Raw genomic sequence first — 25,672 nt, 5'->3', positions numbered from 1 at the left:
TCCCATAAATTAGACAATAGAACGAGCTATATTTTTTAGGCATCCTTTTTGTTTACCTTTACTCAAAAAAAACGGGGTACAATGCGCATTTTCTTCCAACACTTTATTTGTCTTTTATTTTTACAGAATTTGATCGCCCAAGTTCAAGTAGAGGTAAATCCGCCCGAAAATATTAAATCAATAGTTTTCAAAGGTCCCACTGAAGATCAATTTCCTGTTATTAAAATTGGAGAACCACTCTATTTGGAATTTGATGACATCCTTGCAAACGAACAAGATTATTATTACAAAATAGTACACTGCGATTACGATTGGACACCCTCTTCCCTTCTTAAGTCTCAATTCTTAGACGGAGTTGACAATCAGCGCATCACAGATTACGAGAATAGCTATAGTACCTTACAATCATACTCCAACTACCAATTAACCATACCCAATGACAATGTACGCTTAAAGGTTAGCGGCAACTATCTTTTAGAAGTATATAACAGTTATAACGAAATACAGTTTTCAAGAAGGTTTGTCGTCTATAAAGATGTGGTAACCGTTGGTACCGAAATAAAACGATCACGGGACTTCAACTTTATCAACGAAAAACAAGTAGTTCAATTCAGTATAAATTCTGGATCTACCAGATTGATCAACCCCAAAAAAGAAGTGAAAGTAGCCATATTACAGAATCACTATTGGCCCACTATGATCACCAACATAGCCCCACAATACACCTTAGGAAGCGAGCTAGTATACAAATACGATCAAGAAACAGCTTTTTATGGCGGCAATGAATTTTTACTTTTTGATACTAGCGACCTTAGAGCTCCAAGTTCCCAGATCTCAAGTATTGACCTTACCGATTTGTACAACCACTATCTTTTCTCCGACGATTTTAGAAATGACAAACCTTACACTTACTTTCCGGATATCAATGGAGATTTTGTTGTTAGAACATTACAAGGTGATAATGCCTCTAGAGAAGCTGAATACACAAACGTCCATTTTAGTCTACCCTATACAGAATTCATTGCCTTAGACGACGTTTATGTTTTTGGGAAATTCAATAACTACGCCCTAACAGAAGAAAATAAAATGGTCTACAATGAAAAGAACGGAATGCTAGAGGCCACTTTAAAGATGAAACAAGGTTTTTACAACTACAAGTACGCTATAAAGAGTGACAATAAAACAAAACTAAACGAAGTTGGCGGTAATTTTCATTTTACCGAGAACACCTATTTGGTATTGGTATATTATAGAAATTTCGGAGATATGTACGATAGTATTATAGGTATAGGCTCTGCCAATTCTAGAAATATCACGAACTAACTGTATATTTACGTTTTTCATCATTTATGGAAAACAAACCAACCACCCAACCAAAAGGCAGATACGAATTAAAATACAGAGGTGTTGACTGCCTAAATTGCGGACACCCTTTAGAGTTAAGTGACAAGTATTGCCCAAATTGTTCGCAGGCCAACAGCACTAAAAAGCTAACCATATTAGATTTCTTCGAAGAATTTCTAGCCAATTACGTATCGTACGACTCTAAGTTATGGCGAACCTTGGCAGCCCTTTTATTAAGACCTGGCAAAATCACTAAAGAATATATTTCAGGAAGGCGATTGTCTTACACAAACCCTTTTAGGTTTTTACTAAGCCTGTCTATCATCTACTTTTTAATATTAAGCATTAATAGTGAATTTGAATCCTTCAATAAATTCGGTTCTGCCAACAAACGCCCCTTTATAGATTTAAATACGGAATTCAACAATTTGGAATTCGAAAATGAAGCGGAGAGAAAAATTGCACTGGCACAAATAGATTCATTAAAACTAAACAAGTACTTAAAAAACACCATAGACCAAAAAGACTCTATGGTTCTAGCAAATCCGAAATTTTATTTTAATCAAATAGACACCAACGGTTTAACGGATAGATTTTTTAAAAAAATTGATTTTTTCAATACAACGATCAAACATGACACCATTTACTATTTTGATGAGAGTACAGAAAAGTTTGATATACCCAGCACTAGGGAAAACAAAATGGCCTTTAACCTTGCCAATAGTTTGGTGGAAATAGAAAAACGGCCAGGAACATTTTTAAATACCTTATTTTCCAAACTTCCATTTACAACATTTTTCTTTCTTCCGTTCTTCTCTTTCTTCATTTGGTTGGTCTATATCAGAAAAAAATACACTTATACCGATCATTTAATCTTTAGCTTTCACAATCAGTCATTATTATTTATCTTGCTCATTGTTAGCAATTTGCTCAATGCAGTGTTCAATTTTAGTAGTGAAGGATTATTTATTTTAATTTTCGCTTTCTACCTTTACAAAGCAATGCGCAATTTCTATCAGCAAGGAAGAGTTAAAACGGTTATAAAGTATTTTTTCCTAAACACGATATTTTTTATCTTAGGCATAATAGCTATAACCATATTAATAGCACAAAGCGTATTTACATATTAAATATGATGATAACACAAGTTACTAAAGGCATAAAGATATCGGTACAAACAACTTTTGAAGGCACGTTCTTTAAAAACTACAAAATGCATTATGCTTTTGGGTACACCATTACTATTGAAAACCAAAGTAAAGATGCCGTACAGTTAACTTCTCGTCATTGGAAAATATATGATTCCTTAAATGATATGGAAACTTTGGACGGCGAAGGTGTTATCGGCAAAAAACCTGTTATTCAACCAGGAGAATCGCATACTTACAATTCTGGATGTTTACTGACCTCACCTATTGGCGCCATGAAAGGCCATTACAATATGGTAATTATGAGCAACGCCCAAAAATTTAGGGTTTACATACCTACTTTTAAATTTAGTGCTCCTTTTGCTCTCAATTAAACCCTTTTAATCTTTTATTAGTTTTTAGTCCTATCCCCTTTTAGTACCTTTGGTCAACTTTTTAATTTAAAAAATTTGACAATGGGTAAAGGATTTTTTCAAGTTCCTACAGCTATTAATGAACCTATTAAAAGCTACGCTCCTGAATCACCAGAAAGAGAAGCGGTTTTAGAACAATACAAAACATATTTTAACGGTCAAGTTGATGTACCTATGTACATTGGCTCAGAAGAAGTACGTACAGGTAACACCAAACCGATGTCCCCTCCGCACGACCATAAACATATAGTTGGCACTTACCATACTGCAGATAAAAAGAACATACAGGATGCTATAGATAACTGTCTTGAATCAAGGAACGCTTGGGCCAACCTAACTTGGGAACAAAGAGCTGCCATATTCTTGAAAGCTGCTGAACTCATTGCAGGACCGTACCGCGCAAAAATTAATGCGGCTACAATGATCGCACAATCAAAGAACATTCATCAAGCAGAAATTGATGCGGCGTGTGAATTAATTGACTTTTTGCGTTTCAATGTTGAGTACATGTCTCAAATTTATGAAGAGCAGCCAGATTCTGCCGAAGGTATTTGGAACAGAGTAGAATACAGACCATTAGAAGGTTTCATATACGCCATTACCCCATTTAATTTTACTGCTATTGCGGGTAACCTACCGGCTAGTGCAGCTATGATGGGTAATGTGGTTGTTTGGAAACCAAGTGACAGCCAAATTTTCTCGGCAAAAGTTATTGTAGACATATTTAAAGAAGCTGGATTACCTGACGGAGTGATCAATGTAGTTTACGGTGACCCAGTTATGATAACCGACACTGTTTTGTCCAGCCCAGATTTTGCAGGGTTACACTTTACAGGTTCTACGCATGTTTTCAAAGAACTATGGAAACAAATAGGTAACAATATCCACACCTATAAAACATACCCTAAAATAGTTGGAGAAACTGGTGGTAAAGATTTTATTCTGGCACACCCAACAGCCAACACCAAACAAGTAGCAACCGCTATCTCCAGAGGTGCATTTGAATTTCAAGGTCAAAAATGTAGCGCAGCGTCAAGAGTGTACTTACCAAAATCCACTTCAAAAGAGATTTTAGAATACGTAAAGGCAGATATAGAATCATTTAACAAACCTGGGTCACCAGAAGATATGAGCAACTTTATTACTGCGGTAATACACGAAGGTTCTTTTGATAAATTGGTGAAATACATCAACCAAGCCAAGGAAGATGAAAATGCGGAAATTTACGCAGGTGGTGGTTTTGATAAATCTAAAGGCTATTTCATAGAGCCAACGGTAATCTTAACGACAGATCCAAAATACACCACCATGGAAACCGAGTTATTTGGTCCTGTAGTAACCGTTTATGTTTATGATGACAAAGATTGGAGCGAAACCCTTCAATTAATCGATCAAACTTCTGAATATGCATTAACAGGTGCTGTTCTTTCTCAAGATAGATACGCTATTGATGAAGCTACCAAAGCATTACAAAATTGTGCAGGTAATTTCTACATCAATGACAAGCCAACTGGTGCCGTTGTAGGACAACAACCGTTTGGAGGAGCCAGAGCTTCTGGAACAAATGATAAAGCCGGATCAGCTCAAAACTTATTACGTTGGGTCTCACCTCGATTAATTAAAGAAACCTTCGTTACTCCTGTAGATTACAGATATCCTTTTTTAGGATAAAAAAACAACTAAAAAGGCTGAAATTAATTTCAGCCTTTTTTTTTGTATTTACCTTACCTTTAAAGTAAATTACATAGATTATACATTCTTAACATCAACCTTAACACACTTATTATGAAAAAGTTACTATTCACCTTACTTCTAACTAGCTGCATCTCTTTTGCCCAAGACGGACTAACACAAAGCAGCATTCAAGCAGTTTTAACCGGCAATCAATTACAGGTTGTTCAACTTGCCGAAGCTTTCCCTGAAGAAAAATATGATTGGAGACCGGCAGAAGGTATAAGTTCTGTAGGAGAAGCGCTTTTGCACGTAGCAGGTGCCAATTATTTCCTTGCCTCAAAACTAGGCTTTGCCCCGCCAGAGGATATAGACATCATGGGATTAAGTAAAATTACAGGAAAAGAAAATATTATAGCCGCCCTAAAAAAATCTAATGAATTTGTACTTAAAAACATTACGAAAGTAGAAGATGGCACTTTAGACGAAGAAGTTGATTTCGGATTTATGAAGTCAAACAAACTTGGCGGCCTATTGGCAATTATGGAACACAATGGCGAGCACAAAGGGCAATTAATAGCTTATGCAAGAACTAATGGCGTGGTACCACCATGGAGTAAATAAATAATTTCACAAAGCATAAAAAAGGTCCATCAAATGAATTTGATGGACCTTTTTTTATTTATTCAACTAAATTAACACCTCACTAACACAATATCAATGTAAATTTAACGTTAATTAATTGTAAACTCAATGTGATTTACCGAACTTTGTACCTCATTTAAAATCAATTGCTTATGATTATTGACAATTTAAAATTACATATCACATGTATTCAAATACATATTTGGAACAACTTAAAGGAATTTGCACGTAAATACAAAAAGGCATATTATAGCTCTTTTTTGTTGTAACACTTTTAACTACCCTTTATACTTTAAAGGCAGATAGACCATTTTCTTAGTTTCAAAAAAATCTTCTTTGAAGTAATTGGTCAACTCAAAGATTTCTGCATTTCTATACTCCTTTAATTCATCTTGCAGATCCCCGCCCTTTAAATAGAGAATTCCGTTTCTAATATCGTGTTTTGATTCTTTTTTGATTTTACCCTTTACCCAGTGAACAAAAGTAGGCATAGCCGCTACTGCTCTACTTACGATAAAATCAAATCGGTCAGGTATTTCCTCTACCCTTGCATTAATGGTCTTTACGTTGGTTAGCTGTAATCCTTCAACTACCTCATTTACTACCTTTATCTTTTTTCCTATTGAATCTACCAAAGTAAACTCAACTTCTGGAAAAAAGATAGCTAATGGTATACCGGGAAAACCACCACCTGTACCCACATCTAAAACAGATGAACCTTCTTTAAACTGAATAAATTTTGCAATTCCCAAAGAATGCAAAACATGTCTTAAATAAAGTTCATCTATATCTTTTCTGGATACCACATTAATTTTTTGGTTCCAGTCTTTATATAGTTCCTCTAGTTTCTCAAACCTTCTTTTCTGATCTTCAGATAAATTGGGAAAATTTTCAAATATGATTTCAGCAGTCATCCGTATATTTGTAAATAGATTTAATTAGTATATTCACTCGTGCAAAGATTTGGCTTTTAATTAAGCTATCAAACTATTATAGATTCAATTACATTATATTAAGTAAAAGATTACCGAATTATGGAACAAAATACCATTCGTTTCCCTAGAACTGATTCTGCCAAGTTCTTCAAAACTTTGAACAGCAGAGTTAACGAATATTTTAAAACAAATAAACTTAAAAAGACAGGTAATTGGCGATTACACCTAAAAACAGTAATCATGTTCGCTTTGTTTCTTGCTCCCTATTTTTTGATTTTGACCTTAGGTCTACCTAACTGGGCCAATGTACTTTTGACCATAGTTATGGGTATAGGCATGGCCGGTGTTGGCATGAACGTAATGCATGACGGTAACCATGGAGCTTATTCTAACAAAAAATGGGTGAATAAATTAATGGGAAGCAGTATTTACATCTTAGCTGGAAATGTATATAATTGGCAAGTACAACATAATGTACTTCACCATACGTATACGAACATTCATGAACATGATGAGGACATGGAGGCTGGTAGAATTTTACGTTTTTCCAAACATGCCGAATGGAAGAAACACCACAAGTTTCAACATTTTTATTCTGTATTTCTTTATGGTCTTTTGACTTTCAACTGGGCGATAACCACGGATTTCCAACAGATGTACCGCTATATGAAGCGTAAATTATCTTATGGAAAACTACCTAGTGCTACCATGAATTGGAGTACACTTATCATTACCAAAATATTGTACATTACCATTTGGATCGTACTACCTATGCTTATATTAGATATTGCTTGGTGGAAAATATTAATAGGATTCTTTTTAATGCACTACGTTGCAGGTGTAATTCTCAGCGTTGTTTTTCAACTAGCTCATATCGTTGATGATGCGGATACCCCTTTACCCGATGAATCTGGCACCATGAAAAACACTTGGGCCATTCACCAACTGTTTACCACTGTAAATTTCGGAACCAAAAACAGAATAGTAAATTGGTTTACCGGCGGATTGAACCATCAAGTTGAACACCATATATTCCCTAACATAAGCCATGTACATTACACAAAAATTTCAAAAATTGTGAAACAGACGGCACAGGAATTTAATTTACCTTATCACGAGTATAAAACTACCAGAAAAGCTATAATTTCGCACTTTAAACATTTAAAAGAGTTGGGCAAAGAGCCTACTTTACAATACTAGAAATTAAGAGTACCCATGAGCAATCAACTTTCGGACAGAATCAACAGTGTTACACCGTCAGCTACTTTAGAAATGGCTGCTAAAGCCCGTGAACTAAGGGCTGAAGGTAAAGATATTATTGGTCTTAGCTTAGGCGAGCCAGATTTCAATACTCCAGATTACATTAAAGAAGCTGCAATTAAAGCAGTGAACGAAGATTATAATTCCTATACTCCAGTTGATGGATATGTAGAACTTAAAAAAGCTATCATAACCAAATTTAAAAGAGATAACAATTTAAATTATGAGCCTGCTCAAATAGTTGTTTCAACAGGAGCTAAACAATCCTTATACAATGTTGCCCAAGTTATATTGAACGCAGGTGACGAAGTAATTTTACCTTGTCCTTACTGGGTAAGTTACAGCGATATCGTAAAATTAGCAGATGGTGTACCGGTAGAAGTGCCAACCACTTTGGAGAATGATTTTAAAATGACAGCTGAGCAGCTGGAAGCCGCTATTACACCAAAAACCAGAATGTTATGGTATAGTTCTCCTTGTAACCCAAGTGGGTCTATCTATAGTAAAGAAGAATTACGTGCACTAGCGGACGTACTTCAAAAACATCCTCAAATTATAGTGGTCAGCGATGAAATCTATGAGCACATTAACTATGGTGTTACGGCACACGCCTCCATGGCCGAATTTGAAGATATGTATGACCGTACCGTTACGGTAAACGGTGTTGCCAAAGCATTTGCAATGACCGGATGGAGAATTGGATATATTGGTGCTCCTGCATATATTGCACGTGCTACCAACAAATTACAAGGTCAAGTAACCAGTGGTGCAAACTGTATAGCACAACGCGCAGTTATTACAGCTTTAGAAGAATCACCAGAACGAATAAAGTATATGGTTGATGAGTTTAAAGAAAGACGTAAACTTATTTTAAGCCTATTGAATGAAATTGAAGGTTTTAAATGTAATGAGCCAGAGGGTGCATTTTATGTGTACCCAGATGTTACCGCTTACTTTGGAAAAACCTTGAGAGGCAAGCAAATTAATAATGCATCTGATTTTTCTATGTACATATTAGAAGAAGCAAATGTAGCTACCGTTACGGGAGATGCTTTTGGTAATGGAAACTGTATTCGTATTTCTTATGCGGCGTCAGTAAAAGAAATTAAAGAAGCAATATCAAGAATTAAAGAAGCGCTAAAGTAAACCTCAGCATATATTCATAAAAAAGTCCCTTTAGAAAAGGGACTTTTTTATTTCTACTATTCTTTACCTTAAGTGCTTTTCCAAAAATAAGGAGTCAATAAAATCAGTACGGTAAATAACTCCAACCTACCGGCAAGCATTAAAAATCCGCACCACCATTTTGCAAGATCGGGCAAGCTGTTAAAATTACTGACCGGATTTAGACTCCCCAAAGCAGGACCTACATTACCTAAAGAAGATGCCGCCCCTCCGATGGCAGATTCAAAATCCAACCCCAAGAAACCTAACACCAAAGCACCAATAATAAACAGTAACATGTACAGCACAAAGAAACCAATAATATTATAGACAATTTTTTCCTTTACCGTTTTATCATTGTATCGTACAGGAATTATGGCATTCGTATGCAACGTACGCTTAAATTCCAATACTCCGTTTTTAATTATCAATAAATGCCTCATAACCTTTATACCACCGGCAGTAGAACCCGCAGAGCCACCCAAAAAGAATAGTCCAAAGAAAAACACGGTTAAAAAGGGTGTCCATTGCGTAAAATCAGCACTAACAAAACCAGTAGTGGTTATCACAGAGATGATCTGAAACAGTGAATGTCTTAAAGCACTTTCCGCCTTTCCTAACACCATAGGATAACCGGGAGTAAGCTCTGTAATATTTGCTTTGAAATATACTACCAAAGCAACGATTATTGTAAACACGATGACAAAGCCTGCGTAATACCTAAACTCCTCATCCTTTATTACTTTTTGTACTTTACCCTTAAAGGCGAAGTAGCTTAATACGAAATTACTACCCGCTAAAAACATAAAGAATATGATGATATATTGAATTAAAGGCTGATCGTTCCAATAAGCTACACTTGCATTTTTAGTTGAAAATCCACCTGTAGATAACGTCGCCATTGCATGATTGATAGCATCAAAAAAGGACATACCAGCTAACTGCAATAATATGGTCTCTGCCACAGTGTATCCAAAATAAATAAGCCAAAGTCGTTTTGCCGTATCAGTAATTCTAGGGTGCAACTTATCCCCAGTAGGTCCTGGTGCCTCTGCAGAGAATAACTGCATACCACCAATACCCAACAAAGGCAGAATGGCAATTGCCAAAACAATGATTCCCATACCACCGATCCAATGGGTTAAACTACGCCAAAAAAGAATTCCTTCGGGCATGGCTTCAATATCATCCATGATTGATGCCCCGGTTGTGGTATAACCTGAAATAGTTTCAAAAAAAGCATTGGTTATCGTGGGTAACGCTCCAGAAAACAGATATGGCAACATCCCGGAAATGGACATTACGATCCACCCAAATGTTACAATGATGTATCCTTCTTTTTGTTTTACCTCTTTTTTATGCCCCCTGGTATAGTACATCATAAAAACACCAACGAACATAGTACAGATAGAAGCAAGTGCAATACTCAAGGTAGCCCCATCTTTATAAAGACCACTAACAACTGCAGCCAAAAGCATAAACCCCCCATTACAAAGTAACAGAAGCCCCATGATATGAAATATAATTCTTAAATTAAGTCGCATCTTAAAGGAACATTCGTTCTATTTTAGGAATTTCAGATGGTAGACAACAAACTACTACCCTATCTCCTTCCTGTATATTAAAACCACCAAGTGCAATGTGGCCTACCCCATCCCTAACAACACCACCAATAGTAGCCGCCTTAGGAAAATCTAACTCTCTAATAGTAGCACCGGTCACTTTAGAATTTCTTTTTACGATGAATTCTAAAATTTCGGCGTTTAAGTTGTTTAATCGCATTAATGCTACAACTTCACCTTTTCGAATGTGCCTAAAAATATTGTTTGCAGCTAAAAGCTTTTTATTGATCAAAGTATCTATACCTATAGAATGTGAGAGCTGAAAATAATCCATGTTCTCCACCAAAGCTATGGTCTTTTTAATATACTTTGATTTTGCCACCAAGCAAGACATAATATTGGTCTCTGAATTGCCGGTTACTGCAATAAAGGCATCCATGGACTCTAAACTTTCTTCATCTAACAGCTCAACATTTCTACCATCACCATTAATTACCAGTGCATTTGGCAATTCGTCAGCAAGATCAAAGGCTTTCTCCTTATTCTTTTCTATCAACTTTACATTGAACTTGTTGGCACACAGATCTCTTGCTGTCTTATAACCTACTTTACTACCACCAAGAATCATTACATTCTTGATTTCAGCTTTTTTCTTTCCAGTTAATTTATACAACTCATCTACACCTTCCTTTACCGTAATAAAGTATACTTGGTCACCTTCTTTAAAAACGGTATCACCACGCGGTATAACCGTATATTGCGTTCCTGTACGTTGCAAGGCTATGGGCATGAAATGTAATTCAGGGAAAATTTTGGCAGCCTCTTTTACCATTTTACCTACAAACGGCGCAGATTTCAGTAAAGAAACCCCTACCATAATCAGTTCGCCCTCCTCGAATTCATAGGTATCGTTGAATGCAGATTTATTCAACAACATTTGAATTTCAGTCGCCGCCAATGCTTCGGGTGAAATCAATTCATCTATCCCCAGGTCAGAAAACCTTAAAAGATCCTTATTCTTTATAAATTCGGTATTAGATATTCTGGCAATAGTTCGTTTACAACCAAGCTGTTTGGCCAACATACAAAGTGTTAAGTTCGTTGTTTCAGAAGAGGTAACCGCAATAACCAAGTCAGAATTTTGCACTTGGGCATCGTTCAACACCGCAATAGAAGTAGCATCACCTTTTAAAACACGAATATCTAAATGGTTATCGGCATAAGCCAGACTCTCTTTTTTAGAATCGATTAAAGTAATATCCTGTGATTCATAGGATAGTAATTTGGCCAAATGAAAGCCTACTTCCCCAGCACCAGCAATTATAATCTTCATTTATCTTATTAGACCGCTAATTATCAAGCATAAAATTTCTCTCTTAAACACTATAAATACTTAAAAGTAGTCTTGAAAACCGTAGCAATTATTATGGGGCAAAATTACATAATTAAATTAGTTTATTCTTTATTTTCAATTCTTTAACCTATCAATGACCAACCTTGGTGGTTAAAAAGGAGTTAAGCTCCTACTATATTGTATATTTGCCAAAAAAATAACAATATAATGCCCCAAAAAGTTACGCCATACAAAGATTCTGACTTAGGTAAAAAGGAACAGGTGACCAAAATGTTCGATACCATTTCTAAAAATTACGACGGTTTAAACAGAGTAATTTCTTTTGGCATTGACATTAAATGGCGTAAAAAAGTTGTTGAAATTTTAAAAAAGGAACAACCTAATTCTATATTAGATATTGCAACAGGTACTGGCGACTTAGCCATAGCACTTACAAAAACAGGTGCAAAAAAAATTGTGGGCCTAGATATTTCTCCGGGAATGTTGGCGGTTGGTAAAGAAAAAGTAACCGATAAAAATTTGGACAATACCATTGAAATGGTAGTTGGTGACAGTGAAAATCTTGTTTTCGACGCTAATTCTTTTGATGCCGTAACCGTGTCTTTTGGAGTACGTAACTTTGAAACCCTTGAAACGGGTATGGCTGAAATTCTTAGAGTTTTAAAACCTAACGGCACGTTAGTGGTCCTGGAAACATCTGTACCCACCAAGACCCCTTACAAACAAGGTTACAATTTCTACACAAAAAATATTCTTCCATTAATTGGAAAAATCTTCTCAAAAGACGATTCGGCATATGGCTATTTAAGCGAATCTGCTTCCGTTTTTCCACATGGAGAAAACTTCAACAATATTTTGCGCGAAATTGGGTTTATAGATGTAACGAATAAACCTCAAACATTTGGGGTTGCTTCAATTTATGTTGCAAAAAAAGCTAATCTATAATATTAGCTGTCTTTCAATATTTATTTGACGTTTTACAATCGTAAACCAGCATTTATGAAGAAGTGGTTTTTAATACCCTTAACGTTGTTGATAACGAATTTAATGAGCGCTCAATTTAATGAGAGCCCTATATTGAATAAACAGAACGAGGATAAAAAACTCTTAAACTGGGGTTACTTCTTAGGTTTAAATCAGTATGATTTTAAAATTGAATATAAAGAAAATGCCAAAGACATATTGGTTAGCAAAAGCTTTGGATTCAACGTTGGACTAATAGGCGAATTAAGACTTAATGAATTTTTTGATGTTCGTTTTGAACCAGGACTGCATTACGGAACCAGACTAATGGGGTTTCCTGGATTTGATGATGAAAGAGATGCCATTAGGGAAATAAAATCTACCTATATCAATTTTCCTGTACTTATTAAAGCAAGTACACGCAGGTTTGGCAACTTTAAACCTTTTTTATTGGCAGGCGGATCTCGTAGTTTAAACCTAGGTAGCAACGAAGAAAGTTTGGATGATAACAGTTCCGGAACATTTAGAATGAAAAAATGGGTGTACAACTACGAACTTGGATTTGGAATTGATTTTTACCTAGAATACTTTAAGTTCACTCCATCTATACGAGGTGTTTTTGCTCTTACGGATGAACTAGTGCCCGATCAAGACCCTAACAGCCCTTGGACCGGAAATATTGAATCTCTGAAAACCCGAGGCATTTTCATCAACTTCACTTTTGAATAACATTTAACAATTAGCAATTAGCAATTAGCAATTAGCAATTAGCAATTAGCAATTAGCAAAAGTTAAATATTTCGAATTAAAAAACCGGGCTATTTTCTTATCTCGTGTAATAGAATTGCCGTTGCAGAAGCCACATTTAAGCTCTCTGTGGTTTTTTCGCCAAATTGAGGTATTGCCAATCTATCTGAACATAATTCAGCAACGGTATTTGACACTCCTTTTCCTTCATTACCCATAATCATGATTCCTTTTTTAGGTAAAGTGATAGTATTTACATTATCACCGTCCATAAATGTTCCATAAATGGGTAATTCTGTTGACCCTAAAAATGTACTTAACGACCTATATTGAATATTAACCCTTGTTATAGACCCCATGGTTGCCTGCAACACTTTTGGATTATAACAATCCACCGTTTCATTTGAACAAACAATATCGTTGATACCAAACCAATCGCAAAGCCTTATAATCGTACCCAAATTTCCTGGATCCTGAACACCATCGAGCACCAAAACCCAATCAGAGGCTATTTTTTCTACTTTTTCAGGAATATAAAATACACCAAGATACCCATTTGGGTTCTTTAAGCTACTCATTTGACTTAGCTCCCTTGCAGTCACTTGCGTTACCTCATGACCGCCAATATCCAAATCACTTGGGTCAACGGCGAACAATTTGTATAGTCTCATTTGAGATTTCACAACTTCTTCCAAGGTTTTTTTCCCCTCTATTACAAATAGTCCGTGCTCAATTCGGCACTTTTTTTGCTGTAGGCTTTTGATAAGTTTCAATTCACTTTTGACAACCATTCAAATAATGTATTTTTGATTTCTATGAGGATGGCACTTTGCTCCAAAAACATCATGGCTAAATTAAGCTTATTATCCCTACTGGCAATAGTCTTGTTATCCTGTAACTCGCTAAAGAAGGTTGAGGATGATGAACTCTTGGTGATTAAAAACACCATTTATGCTGATTCTATAAAAGTTAACAACGAAGAATTAGAAAGTCTCGTCTATCAAAAACCGAATTCTACTGTTCTAGGATACCCTTTAAGGTTAAATTTATACAACCTTGCCAAAGAAAACCCTGATTCTTCTTACAACGCTTGGTTATACAGAAAAGAGAACAGAAAAAAAAGACTGGATAAACTGCTTTCAGAAAAGCAAGTGGAAAGATTAGGCGAATCTTTTCTGGTCAAGGGACTAAGTAATTGGCTAAAGGATATTGGTGAAGAACCCACTGTTTTAGATACTACCAAAACAAGATTAAGTCTAGAAAAATTAAGCGCCTACTATCAGAGCAAAGGCTATTTTACCAACAATACCACGTATGTAATTGATAGCGCAAGGTATAAAAAGGCCAAGGTAAATTACCATATTGAATTGGGTGATCCCTATATGATAGATTCTTTAGGTAACAACATCTCATCTAGAGCAATAGATTCATTATATTTTTTAAACGCCGCAAATTCACTGATTAAAGAAGGGCAACAATTTGATCTTTCAAATTTTAACGGAGAACGTGAAAGACTAACAGGCATTTTCAGAAATAATGGTATTAGAAATTTTCAAGAAAGCTCTATAACTTTTGATATTTTAAGAGATACCGCTAGAGCTGCAGACGATCAAAAGATGAACATCACCCTTAATATAGGTGACCTAAAAACAAGAGGTGAAAATGAGGTGACCACTTCTGCTTATAAAGTTGAGAAAATCGATAAAATAAATATCTATACAGACTACCTCTCAACAAACAATCAAGATTCCATTTACACTATAGACTACCAAGACTATACCATTCACTATTCTAAAAATTTTGACATCAAACCTAAAACCTTGGCCAATGCCATTTTTTTCAAAAAGGATAGTATTTATAGAGATGTCGATAAAATTAGAACGTCAAGGCAATTAAACGCACTAAACGTTTTTAAGTACCCAAACATAATATTTGAAGCAGACAGCCTTGGCAACAAAGTAAACACCAACATCTACTTGGCTCCTAAAACAAAATACGCATTGGGAACCAACTTTGAAGTGAGCAGATCTAATTTAAGAAGACTTGGTGTTGGTTTGGGCACCACCCTACTCATTAGAAACATCTTTAAAGGGGCGGAAAATTTGAGTATCTCGGCAAATGGCTCTTATGGTTTATTAAGCAGCAACACCTTTGAGGCAAATTATTTTTCCGAATTTGGCGGAGACATTTCTTTAGATTTCCCTAGAATATGGTTTCCTTTCATTAATACGTCTAGAATTATACCTAATTATACATTACCAAAAACCAGAATTGCTATTGGTACCAATTTTCAAAACAATATTGGTCTGGACAAACAAACCTTCAATACCGTTTTAGGATACAGCTGGACACCAAGTGATTTTGTAAACCACGATGTTGAGCTTTTAAATATTCAATTTGTAAGAAATGTGAACAGTAATAGGTTTTACAATGTTTATACAAATACCTACGAACTATTAGATGAAATTGCAGATTCTTATGAAGACGCTGCGCTATACCCAGAACTGGCAGAATATTTTGAAACAGATGATAGTGATGATGATTTAAATTTGATCATACCTAGTGGCACAAGCGGATTCACCAATGCTATACTAGACGGCACAGTAAGTGCTACAACAGATGATTTTGAAGATGTAAATACTATTGAAGAAAGAAGAATAAGACTAACAGAAAACAATTTAATATTTGCATCTAACTACACTTTTAATAAAACGAATAGAACTGGTGTTCTAGATAACACTTTTTATCAATTTCGTTGGAAAATTGAAGGTGCCGGCAACGTACTGTCTGCATTCTCCACTTTTATCCCGTTCAATAAAAATGACGATGATCAACTTTTGGTTTTTGGTGTTCCCTTCTCGCAATACATAAAAAATGAATTTGAATATGTAAAATATTGGGATTTAAAACGGTCTAACGTTTTGGCCGCAAGAGCATTTTTTGGCATCGCTATTCCTTACGGCAACTCTGACAACATACCTTTTGTTCGTAGTTATTTTGGTGGTGGATCTAATGACAACAGAGCTTGGTTCCCATATTCATTAGGACCCGGAAGCACTTCTGCTATCAACGATTTCAACGAAGCCAACCTAAAATTAGCTTTAAATCTTGAATATAGATTTCCTATTGCAGGAGATATTAACGGGGCGATCTTCGCTGATGCCGGTAATATTTGGAACGTGCTAGATAATGTTGAAGATCCAGATGCCACTTTTGACGGTTTAGCATCTTTAAAAGATATTGCCCTTGGTACTGGCATGGGTCTTAGATACGACTTCACCTATTTCCTATTTCGATTAGATTTAGGCTTTAAAACTTATAACCCAGCTGAAATTCAGTCTAAAAGATGGTTTAGAGATTATAATTTTGCCAATGCTGTTTTGCAAATTGGTATCAACTATCCCTTTTAAATATAATTGTTTTATTACTTTTGTTTTTCATTTTTTTAAGAAACAAACAACAACATAATTATGGCTCACAACATAAAACCGGGAGTTGCAACCGGAGATGAGGTTCAAGAAATCTTCAACTACGCAAAAGAAAAAGGATTTGCACTACCTGCAGTAAACGTAATAGGCTCTGACACTATTAATGGCGTTTTAGAAACTGCAGCTAGCTTAAATGCTCCTGTAATTATACAATTCTCTAATGGCGGAGCTCAGTTCAATGCCGGTAAGGGCCTTTCAAATGATGGACAGCAAGCTGCTATCTTAGGTGCAGTTGCAGGTGCTAAACATGTACACCAATTAGCAGAAGCTTATGGTGCTACGGTAATTTTGCATACAGACCATTGTGCTAAAAAATTATTACCTTGGATAGACGGACTTTTAGATGCAAGTGAAAAACATTTTGCAGAAACCGGTAAATCTTTGTTCAGCTCTCATATGATCGATCTTTCTGAAGAGCCTTTAGAAGAGAACATTGAAATATGTAAAGGTTATTTAGAGCGCATGAGCAAAATGAACATGACCTTAGAGATCGAATTAGGTATTACAGGTGGTGAAGAAGACGGTGTAGATAATTCTGATGTAGATGATTCTAAACTATACACTCAACCAGAAGAAGTAGCGTATGCTTATGAAGAACTTTCTAAAGTAAGCCCTAGATTTACAATTGCCGCTGCTTTTGGTAATGTTCACGGGGTATACAAACCTGGTAACGTAAAATTGACCCCAAAAATCCTTTTGAACTCTCAAGAGTATATTTCTAAAAAATATGGTGTAAAAAACAATCATATTGATTTCGTATTCCACGGTGGGTCAGGCTCTACTGTTGAAGAAATTAGAGAAGGTATTAGCTACGGAGTAATTAAGATGAACATTGATACCGATTTACAATATGCGTTCTTAGCAGGTGTTCGTGATTATGTTCAGGACAATAAAGATTATTTACAATCTCAAATAGGTAACCCTAAGGGAGCAGATGAACCAAACAAAAAATTCTATGACCCAAGAGTTTGGTTAAGAAAAGGAGAAATATCTTTTATTGAAAGATTGAAAAAAGCATTTGAAGATTTAAATAACGTAAATACGTTATAACAACTTAGGATAACCATAAAATGGATGATATGACGGCTTGGTTTAAAAGAAAAGAAAAAGGTATACAAACCTCTACCGAAGAAAAGAAAGACACACCTAAAGGCTTGTGGTACAAATCTCCCACAGGCAAAATTGTTGAGTCAGACGATCTAGCAAAAAACTTTTATGTAAGCCCAGAAGATGATTATCACGTAAGGATAGGAAGTAAAGAATACTTTGAAATTCTTTTCGATGACAATAAGTTCACTGAACTTGATGAGAAGCTTTCTTCTAAAGACCCTTTAAAATTCGAAGACACCAAAAAATATAGTGAGCGTTTAAAAGCAGCTCAGAAAAAAACAGGGTTGAAAGATGCTGTTAGAACAGGCTTTGGTAAGTCTTATGGTAAAGACATCGTTATTTGCTGTATGGATTTTAAATTTATAGGAGGCTCAATGGGTAGTGTTGTAGGTGAAAAAATTGCCCGCGGTATAGATCACGCCATTAAGAAAAAAGTGCCTTTTATGATGATTTCTAAATCTGGTGGTGCTCGTATGATGGAAGCTGCTTTGTCACTAATGCAATTGGCAAAGACATCTGCTAAATTGGCTCAATTATCCGAAGCTGGTTTGCCGTACATTTCTTTATGTACAGATCCAACAACGGGTGGTACAACTGCATCGTACGCTATGCTAGGTGATATCAATATTGCAGAGCCAGGTGCACTTATTGGTTTTGCAGGTCCAAGAATTGTAAAGGATACTACAGGTAAAGATTTACCTGAAGGTTTTCAATCTTCAGAATTTTTATTGGAACACGGCTTCTTAGATTTCATTTCACATAGAAGAGATTTAAAGAAAAAAGTTAATCTTTACATAGATTTAATTCAAAATAACCCGGTAAGAGCAGAAAAAACTTCTGCTTAATATTTTAATGATAGAACATCTTCATTAAAGATATTACGGTCCATCTTAAAGTGCTCGCCCTATCAATTGATTCGGCGAGCATTTTTGATTATAAAATATACTGCACATTTCAATAATAATTGTATATTTGCGCCCTGATTGAAAAACAATCACATACATAAAAATCATTTAAAACAATATTGGAATGTATTTATCAAAAGAAGTAAAAGCCGAAATTTTTAAAAAATACGGCGGTAGTGCAGAAAACACTGGCTCTACAGAAGGACAAATTGCTTTGTTCACACACAGAATCAACCACTTGACCGGTCACTTGAAAAAGAATCACAAAGATTACAACACTGAGCGTTCACTTGTAAAATTGGTGGGTAAAAGAAGAAGTCTTTTAGATTACATGATTAAAAATGACATTGTAAAATACAGAGAGCTTATTAAAGAACTAGGTATTAGAAAATAATTTTTAAAAAGGGGATAGTTAACTATCCCCTTTTTTTTAAGTACTCCATGCCTTAGGAGTTAAAGCCAAGTATTTTGGTAAGGGCGAACAAAAAGCTACACACGGTTTTTCATTGGTCAACACAACAACACAACAACTCCGACCAGAGAAAATTTCAGTCGGAAAGACCATTGTTTAACAAATCTGCATGAGCAGGTTTTAATCGAATTTTATGATTCCAAAAGTATTTAAAGAGGTCATTGACCTTGGGGATGGTAGAGAAATTTCTATCGAAACCGGAAAATTGGCAAAACAGGCACACGGTTCTGTTGTTGTACAATCAGGAAAATGTATGTTATTATGTACAGTTGTTTCCAACTACAAACAAAGTGATGTGGACTTTCTTCCACTAACGGTAGATTACCGTGAAAAATTTGCTGCTGCGGGTCGCTACCCAGGTGGTTTCTTTAAAAGAGAAGCAAGACCAAGTGACGGTGAAGTATTGACCATGCGTTTAGTGGATCGTGTTTTACGTCCATTATTCCCAAAAGATTATCACTCTGAAACTCAGGTGATGATTCAATTAATGTCTCATGACGAAGACGTTATGCCAGATGCTATGGCAGGTTTAGCAGCTTCTGCAGCTATTCAATTATCAGATTTCCCTTTTGAATGCCCAATTTCTGAAGCTAGAGTTGGTCGTGTAAACGGAGAATTCATCATTAACCCAACTAGAGCACAATTAGAGGAGTCTGACATCGATATGATGATTGGAGCATCTGCAGATTCTGTTATGATGGTTGAAGGTGAAATGGATGAGATTTCTGAAGAAGAAATGACCGAAGCAATTAAGTTTGCTCATGAAGCCATTAAAGTACAGTGTGCTGCTCAAGTTAAATTAGCAGAAGCTTTTGGTAAAAAAGAAACACGTGAGTACGAGCCAGAAAGAGAAGATGCTGATTTAGCTCAGAAAATTCACGACATGGCATATGATAAAGTATATGCTGTTGCACAAGCAGGTTCTGCCAAACATGAACGTAGTGCTGCATTTGGTGAAATCAAGGAAGAAATTATCGCTACTTTTTCTGAAGAAGAGCAAGCAGATTTCGGCGGATTAATTTCTAAATACTACAGCAAAGCTGAAAAAGCCGCTGTTAGAGATTTGACATTGAATGAAGGTTTGCGTTTAGATGGTCGTAAGACAGATGAGATTAGACCTATTTGGTGTGAGGTAAACTATTTACCTTCTACTCATGGATCATCTATTTTCACACGTGGAGAAACTCAAGCTTTAGCTACGGTTACCTTAGGTACAAGTAGAGAAGCAAACCAAATAGACATGCCATCTTACGAAGGTGAAGAGCGTTTCTATTTACACTATAACTTCCCTCCTTTTTCAACAGGTGAAGCAAGACCTATTCGTGGAACATCTCGTAGAGAAGTTGGTCACGGTAACTTGGCTCAACGTGCATTAAAAGGAATGGTTCCTGAAGATTGTCCTTACACAGTACGTGTAGTATCTGAGATTTTAGAATCTAACGGTTCTTCTTCTATGGCTACTGTTTGTGCTGGTACTATGGCAATGATGGATGCCGGTGTTCAATTGAAAAAACCAGTTTCAGGTATTGCAATGGGATTGATTACAGATACTGAATCTGGAAAATATGCTGTTCTTTCCGATATTTTAGGTGATGAAGATCACTTAGGTGATATGGACTTTAAAGTAACCGGTACTGCCGATGGTATTACCGCTTGCCAAATGGATATTAAAGTAAAAGGATTGTCTTATGAAATTCTTGTAAATGCTTTAAAACAAGCTCGTGACGGTCGTTTACACATTTTAGGTAAAATAACCGAAACTATTGAAACACCAAATGCAGAGGTTAAGGATCACGCACCTACAATGGTTACTAGACGTATACCTAATGAGTTTATTGGAGCATTGATCGGTCCTGGTGGAAAAGTAATTCAAGAATTACAAAAAGAAACCGAGACTACTATCGTTATTAACGAAGACCCTGTTACCGAAGAAGGTATTGTTGAAGTACTAGGTGTAGGTAGCAAAGGTATTGATGCTGTTATGGCAAAAATAGATTCTTTATTATTTAAGCCAGAAGTTGGTAGCGTTTACGAAGTAAAGGTTATTAAAATGTTGGACTTTGGTGCTGTTGTAGAATATACAGATGCTCCAGGTAATGAAGTATTGTTGCATGTATCTGAATTGGCATGGGAACGTACAGAAAATGTAACCGATGTTGTGAACATGGGAGACGTATTCGACGTGAAGTACTTTGGTATAGACAAACGTACCCGTAAAGAGAAAGTATCTCGTAAAGCACTTTTACCAAAACCAGAAGGCTTTGTTGAAAGACCACCACGTGATGATAAACGTAGAGATGATCGTCGTGGAAACGATCGTAATCGCGATAGAAAACCTAGAAGAGATTAACTCTTTGTAAGTTTATTCTTAAAGCCTCGACTAATCAGTTGAGGCTTTTTTTGTGCCGTTCAACGGAAAAATGAACTTTTTTTTATTGAATTGTAACATTCGGAAGATTTTTACGTATAAGTATATGCAGTCTATGCAAATTGAACTTAATTTATTTTAATGAGACAGCTTAAGATTACAAAACAGGTCACCAATAGAGAGACCGCATCTTTGGACAAGTACTTACAAGAAATTGGAAAAGTGGACTTGATTACCGCTGATGAAGAAGTAGAGTTGGCACAACGCATCAAGGCAGGCGACCAGATCGCTCTTGAAAAACTTACCAAAGCCAACCTCAGATTCGTGGTGTCAGTTGCCAAGCAGTACCAAAACCAAGGACTTACTTTACCGGATTTGATTAACGAGGGAAACCTTGGTCTTATCAAAGCTGCACAGCGTTTTGACGAAACGCGAGGTTTTAAATTTATCTCATACGCCGTATGGTGGATCCGTCAATCTATATTACAAGCTTTGGCAGAACAATCTCGTATCGTTCGTTTGCCATTGAACAAAATTGGTTCTATCAATAAAATCAACAAAACTTTTGCCTTTTTAGAGCAAGCGCATGAAAGAATGCCTTCTCCAGAAGAAATTGCGAAAGAGTTGGATATGACCGTTGATGATGTAAAACAATCATTGAAAAACTCAGGTAGACACGTATCTATGGATGCTCCTCTTATCGATGGTGAAGATTCTAACCTTTATGATGTACTTCGTAGTGGTGAGTCGCCAAACCCAGATAGAGAATTGTTACATGAGTCTTTACGTACAGAAATTGAGCGTGCTTTAGAAACTTTGACTCCTCGTGAGGCAGATGTTATCCGTTTATACTTTGGTCTTGCAGGTCAGCATTCTATGACATTGGAAGAAATTGGTGAAACTTTTGATCTTACAAGAGAAAGAGTTCGTCAAATTAAAGAAAAAGCGATAAGAAGATTAAAGCATACTTCTAGAAGTAAAATATTGAAAACGTATTTGGGTTAAGAATTCAATGTGATAAAGTTATAAAATTACACGTTAATCTTTCCTTAAATTGGCAATATTGGCATATTAGTTGTAATTTTAACGATAACAACAGTTTATCATGACTGTTCGTTTTTTGATTGATGAATAAACTCCGGCTGATTACCGGAGTTTTTTCATTTATAAAGGTTACTATAATTCGTCTTCTAAAAAGTACCCCTTGTTAAATTCTTAACGATCTTTGCCTATCTTAGGAGCTTACCACCATGCTAATGAGGTACATATCACTAATTCTAATAATTCTACTATTGTTTAATTCGTGTAAAATATCTGATAACACCAAAGAATTTAACAGCTACCCTACGCCTGTTGATGAAAATCTCTGGATTACCTATGGTAAAAATTCCACTTCATTTAAACTATGGTCTCCAAATGCAGAAGAAGTAATATTAAGATTATTTAAAAAAGGTAATGATGTTGAAGCTTTTGAGATATATCCCCTTAAAAAGTCAACCACTGGCGTATGGCACATAGCAGTTCAAGGAGATTTGAATGGAACATACTACACTTACCAAGTAAAGCACAACAATAAATGGTTAAATGAAACTCCCGGTATATATGCGAAAGCAGTAGGTGTTAACGGCAATAGAGCCATGGTGACAAATATGGAATCCACTAATCCTATTGGGTGGCACAATGATCGTTCCCCTCTGTTAAAACAACCAAATGAAGCCATTATTTATGAGCTACATGTGCGTGATATGACCATACACCCACAATCTGGTTCATTCTATCCGGGTAAATATTTAGGGATAACCGAAAAAGGTACCACTGGAAATAATAATGTATCCACAGGAATTGACCATTTAAAGGAACTGGGTATTACACATGTGCATCTTTTACCCACTTTTGATCACTACGCTATTGACGAGACCAATTTAAATACACCTCAATTTAATTGGGGGTACGACCCTAACAATTATAACGTTCCAGAAGGCTCATTTTCAACAGATCCATTTAATGCGGAAGTACGTATTAGGGAATTTAAACAAATGATCAAAGCTTTTCATGACAATGGCATAGGTGTAATTATGGACGTTGTTTACAACCATACGGGCAGAACCGATACTTCTAATTTTAATCTTGAAGTTCCCGGTTATTATTACAGACATTGGCAAGACGGATCTTATTCAGATGCCGCTGCCTGCGGTAATGAAACTGCTTCTGAACGTAGTATGATGCGCAAATTCATGATAGAATCTGTCACCTATTGGACCAAAGAATATCATATTGATGGTTTTAGGTTCGATTTAATGGGCATTCATGACATTGAGACCATGAATAATGTTGCTGATGCCGTTCTAAAATTAAACCCTGATGCATTACTTTACGGTGAAGGGTGGACCGCAGGAGATTCCCCTTTACCGGAAGAAAAGCGTGCTCTTAAAAAACACATGCAACAATTACCAAAAATTGCAGCTTTTAATGACGATTTACGTGATGGACTAAAAGGGTCTGTTTTTGATGACCAGAGTTTAGGTTTCGTAAGTGGTGCCAAGAATAAACAAGAATCCATAAAATTTGGAATTGTAGGAGCTATTCAGCATCCTGATGTTAACTACAACAGTATTAATTATTCAAATACCCCTTGGACCAATGAACCTTGGCAATCTATAAATTATGTCTCTTGCCATGACAACCACACACTTTTTGATAAACTGAAAATTTCAAGACCAGATGCTGACGTAGAAACGTTAATAACAATGGATAAATTAGCGAATGCCATTGTACTGACCTCACAAGGCACTCCTTTTCTACATGCCGGTGCAGAAATGCTACGTACTAAAAATGAGGAACATAATTCATATAACCTGCCAGATAGCATTAATCAAATAAACTGGAATTGGAAAATTGAGTATCAGGAAGTGTTCAAATACTACAAAAATTTAATTCGCTTACGAAAAGAGCATCCTGCATTTCATATTGCCAATGCAAAAGAAGTTCGCGAAAAAGTAAAATTCCAACAGACCAATGATAGCCTTGTTTCTTTCATTATTGATCACAATGCAAATAATGACAATTGGCAGAAAATACTGGTCATTTATAACGCATCAAACAAAAAAATAGATTATAAAATTGAAGGCGTTTGGCATAAAGCCGTTTCAGGTAGTACCTTTGACTTTGAAGGTTTACAATTAGTAAAAGATACCATTCAGGTTCCTGCACTTTCCATGTACGTTGCCTTTCAAAAATGAGTATTATTTATAATATAATCCAATCATATGAGTTCAGATTCTCAGCCCAATAACCCACTTCACGGTGTAAAGCTCGTGACCATTTTAGAAGAACTTACAGAGAAATACTCTTGGGAAGATTTAGCGAGACAAGTAAATATCAATTGTTTTAAAAGTAACCCTTCTATAAAATCAAGTTTAAAGTTTTTACGTAGAACTCCATGGGCCAGAGAAAAAGTAGAACATTTATACTTACAATCCTTTAAAAAATAATGGGCTTTCATATTGTACTTATAGAACCTGAAATTCCTAACAACACTGGTAACATTGGCAGATTGGCACTTGGCACCGGTTCTACCTTACATTTGGTTAAACCTTTTGGTTTTGAGCTAAGCGATAAACGATTAAAAAGAGCAGGGCTAGATTATTGGCAACATCTTAATGTGGTCATTCATGAAAACGTAGATGCATTTTTTAAAGAACATGATGACAAAAAAATGATTTTCTTCTCTGCTACCGCAAACAAAAATCATTGGGAAATTGATTTTGAAGATGACATGTTCTTAGTTTTTGGAAAAGAATCTGTTGGGCTACCTAAGACCTTATTAAACAAACATCAAGAAAACGCGGTTAAGATACCATTATACAGTACACATATTAGAAGTCTTAATTTGGCAAATGCTGTTGCTATTTCCATTTATGAAGGTTTAAGACAAATCAGCTAAAGCCCGCTCGACTTTACTTTTCAGAGCTGTTTTTTATAAAAAACTACATCATATTCCTTGCATATACATTTGATAAAATAAGCACTTCATTTTTAGAATATTCTAAAGCAAAACGGCGTAAAAATCGCTTATCGCATTAATAGGATTCACAAGTCGTTAAAATTTTCCTTTACCCAATTA

The 25,672-nt window shown here is 35.8% G+C and carries 22 protein-coding genes; 18 read left to right on the top strand and 4 right to left on the bottom strand.

Annotated elements, in window-relative coordinates:
* Window positions 1-81: 81 nt before the first annotated feature.
* The 5 genes from I600_RS18500 to I600_RS18480 all read left to right on the top strand — a co-directional run bounded on the left by I600_RS18500 (window position 82) and on the right by I600_RS18480 (window position 5,200).
* Entirely contained in the window at window positions 82-1,323 is a 1,242-nt protein-coding gene (locus I600_RS18500) for a type IX secretion system plug protein (RefSeq protein WP_058106057.1), read from the top strand.
* Between the two features lie 26 nt (window positions 1,324-1,349).
* Window positions 1,350-2,474, top strand: a complete 1,125-nt coding sequence (locus I600_RS18495) for a DUF3667 domain-containing protein (protein ID WP_058106056.1) — start codon at window positions 1,350-1,352, stop codon at window positions 2,472-2,474.
* Between the two features lie 5 nt (window positions 2,475-2,479).
* Window positions 2,480-2,866: a Co2+/Mg2+ efflux protein ApaG gene (apaG, locus tag I600_RS18490; RefSeq protein ID WP_058106077.1), complete on the top strand. Its 387-nt coding sequence runs from the start codon at window positions 2,480-2,482 to the stop codon at window positions 2,864-2,866.
* An 81-nt stretch (window positions 2,867-2,947) separates the two neighbouring features.
* Window positions 2,948-4,576, top strand: coding sequence for an L-glutamate gamma-semialdehyde dehydrogenase (gene pruA, locus I600_RS18485; protein ID WP_058106055.1), 1,629 nt, complete (start codon window positions 2,948-2,950; stop codon window positions 4,574-4,576).
* Window positions 4,577-4,690: 114 nt separating this feature from the next.
* Complete coding sequence (locus I600_RS18480; protein ID WP_058106054.1) at window positions 4,691-5,200, top strand: DinB family protein; 510 nt, start codon at window positions 4,691-4,693, stop codon at window positions 5,198-5,200.
* Between the two features lie 299 nt (window positions 5,201-5,499).
* Here the strand turns inward: I600_RS18480 and rsmG are convergent, their stop codons facing one another.
* A complete protein-coding gene (rsmG, locus tag I600_RS18475; RefSeq protein ID WP_058106053.1) occupies window positions 5,500-6,135 on the bottom strand; it encodes a 16S rRNA (guanine(527)-N(7))-methyltransferase RsmG in 636 nt (211 codons plus the stop codon).
* Window positions 6,136-6,255: 120 nt separating this feature from the next.
* Between rsmG and I600_RS18470 the strand changes: the two genes are divergently transcribed.
* Window positions 6,256-7,356 (top strand): fatty acid desaturase family protein, encoded by a 1,101-nt coding sequence (locus I600_RS18470; RefSeq protein ID WP_058106052.1) that lies wholly within the window; start codon window positions 6,256-6,258, stop codon window positions 7,354-7,356.
* Between the two features lie 15 nt (window positions 7,357-7,371).
* A complete protein-coding gene (locus tag I600_RS18465; protein WP_058106051.1) occupies window positions 7,372-8,562 on the top strand; it encodes a pyridoxal phosphate-dependent aminotransferase in 1,191 nt (396 codons plus the stop codon).
* Between the two features lie 68 nt (window positions 8,563-8,630).
* Here I600_RS18465 and I600_RS18460 read toward each other — a convergent pair whose 3' ends face one another.
* Window positions 8,631-10,124 (bottom strand): TrkH family potassium uptake protein, encoded by a 1,494-nt coding sequence (locus I600_RS18460; RefSeq protein ID WP_058106050.1) that lies wholly within the window; start codon window positions 10,122-10,124, stop codon window positions 8,631-8,633.
* Window position 10,125: 1 nt separating this feature from the next.
* A complete protein-coding gene (trkA, locus tag I600_RS18455; RefSeq protein ID WP_058106049.1) occupies window positions 10,126-11,475 on the bottom strand; it encodes a Trk system potassium transporter TrkA in 1,350 nt (449 codons plus the stop codon).
* Between the two features lie 228 nt (window positions 11,476-11,703).
* On the opposite strand from trkA, the gene ubiE reads away from it, so the two are divergent.
* Window positions 11,704-12,441, top strand: coding sequence for a bifunctional demethylmenaquinone methyltransferase/2-methoxy-6-polyprenyl-1,4-benzoquinol methylase UbiE (gene ubiE, locus I600_RS18450; RefSeq protein WP_058106048.1), 738 nt, complete (start codon window positions 11,704-11,706; stop codon window positions 12,439-12,441).
* A 54-nt stretch (window positions 12,442-12,495) separates the two neighbouring features.
* Window positions 12,496-13,188 carry a type IX secretion/gliding motility protein PorT/SprT gene (gene porT / locus I600_RS18445; protein WP_058106047.1) on the top strand — a complete coding sequence of 231 codons (693 nt, stop codon included), beginning with the start codon at window positions 12,496-12,498 and terminating at the stop codon, window positions 13,186-13,188.
* 89 nt (window positions 13,189-13,277) lie between these two features.
* On the opposite strand, the gene I600_RS18440 is transcribed toward porT, so the two are convergent.
* Window positions 13,278-13,979: a TrmH family RNA methyltransferase gene (locus I600_RS18440; RefSeq protein ID WP_317038739.1), complete on the bottom strand. Its 702-nt coding sequence runs from the start codon at window positions 13,977-13,979 to the stop codon at window positions 13,278-13,280.
* A 72-nt stretch (window positions 13,980-14,051) separates the two neighbouring features.
* Between I600_RS18440 and tamL the strand changes: the two genes are divergently transcribed.
* The 9 genes from tamL (at window position 14,052) to I600_RS18395 (ending at window position 25,492) form a co-directional block, all read left to right on the top strand.
* Complete coding sequence (tamL, locus tag I600_RS18435; protein WP_232231306.1) at window positions 14,052-16,616, top strand: translocation and assembly module lipoprotein TamL; 2,565 nt, start codon at window positions 14,052-14,054, stop codon at window positions 16,614-16,616.
* Between the two features lie 60 nt (window positions 16,617-16,676).
* Window positions 16,677-17,744 carry a class II fructose-bisphosphate aldolase gene (gene fbaA, locus I600_RS18430; protein WP_058106044.1) on the top strand — a complete coding sequence of 356 codons (1,068 nt, stop codon included), beginning with the start codon at window positions 16,677-16,679 and terminating at the stop codon, window positions 17,742-17,744.
* Between the two features lie 29 nt (window positions 17,745-17,773).
* The gene (gene accD / locus I600_RS18425) at window positions 17,774-18,649 is read left to right on the top strand and encodes an acetyl-CoA carboxylase, carboxyltransferase subunit beta (protein WP_058106076.1); all 876 of its coding nucleotides are present in this window, start codon (window positions 17,774-17,776) and stop codon (window positions 18,647-18,649) included.
* A gap of 184 nt (window positions 18,650-18,833) precedes the next feature.
* Window positions 18,834-19,103, top strand: coding sequence for a 30S ribosomal protein S15 (gene rpsO / locus I600_RS18420; RefSeq protein ID WP_058106043.1), 270 nt, complete (start codon window positions 18,834-18,836; stop codon window positions 19,101-19,103).
* A 211-nt stretch (window positions 19,104-19,314) separates the two neighbouring features.
* Entirely contained in the window at window positions 19,315-21,531 is a 2,217-nt protein-coding gene (locus I600_RS18415; RefSeq protein ID WP_058106042.1) for a polyribonucleotide nucleotidyltransferase, read from the top strand.
* 159 nt (window positions 21,532-21,690) lie between these two features.
* A complete protein-coding gene (locus tag I600_RS18410) occupies window positions 21,691-22,554 on the top strand; it encodes a sigma-70 family RNA polymerase sigma factor (RefSeq protein WP_058106041.1) in 864 nt (287 codons plus the stop codon).
* Between the two features lie 251 nt (window positions 22,555-22,805).
* The gene (gene pulA / locus I600_RS18405) at window positions 22,806-24,788 is read left to right on the top strand and encodes a type I pullulanase (RefSeq protein WP_167342580.1); all 1,983 of its coding nucleotides are present in this window, start codon (window positions 22,806-22,808) and stop codon (window positions 24,786-24,788) included.
* 27 nt (window positions 24,789-24,815) lie between these two features.
* Complete coding sequence (locus I600_RS18400) at window positions 24,816-25,040, top strand: VF530 family protein (protein ID WP_058106039.1); 225 nt, start codon at window positions 24,816-24,818, stop codon at window positions 25,038-25,040.
* Window positions 25,040-25,492 carry a tRNA (cytidine(34)-2'-O)-methyltransferase gene (locus tag I600_RS18395; RefSeq protein WP_058106038.1) on the top strand — a complete coding sequence of 151 codons (453 nt, stop codon included), beginning with the start codon at window positions 25,040-25,042 and terminating at the stop codon, window positions 25,490-25,492. The genes I600_RS18400 and I600_RS18395 overlap by 1 nt, the downstream gene beginning before the upstream one ends.
* Window positions 25,493-25,672: the final 180 nt, after the last annotated feature.

Origin of the sequence: Maribacter dokdonensis DSW-8 (assembly GCF_001447995.1) — a bacterium.
Lineage (GTDB): Bacteria > Bacteroidota > Bacteroidia > Flavobacteriales > Flavobacteriaceae > Maribacter > Maribacter dokdonensis.
This window is presented reverse-complemented; position numbering and strand designations above follow the sequence as displayed.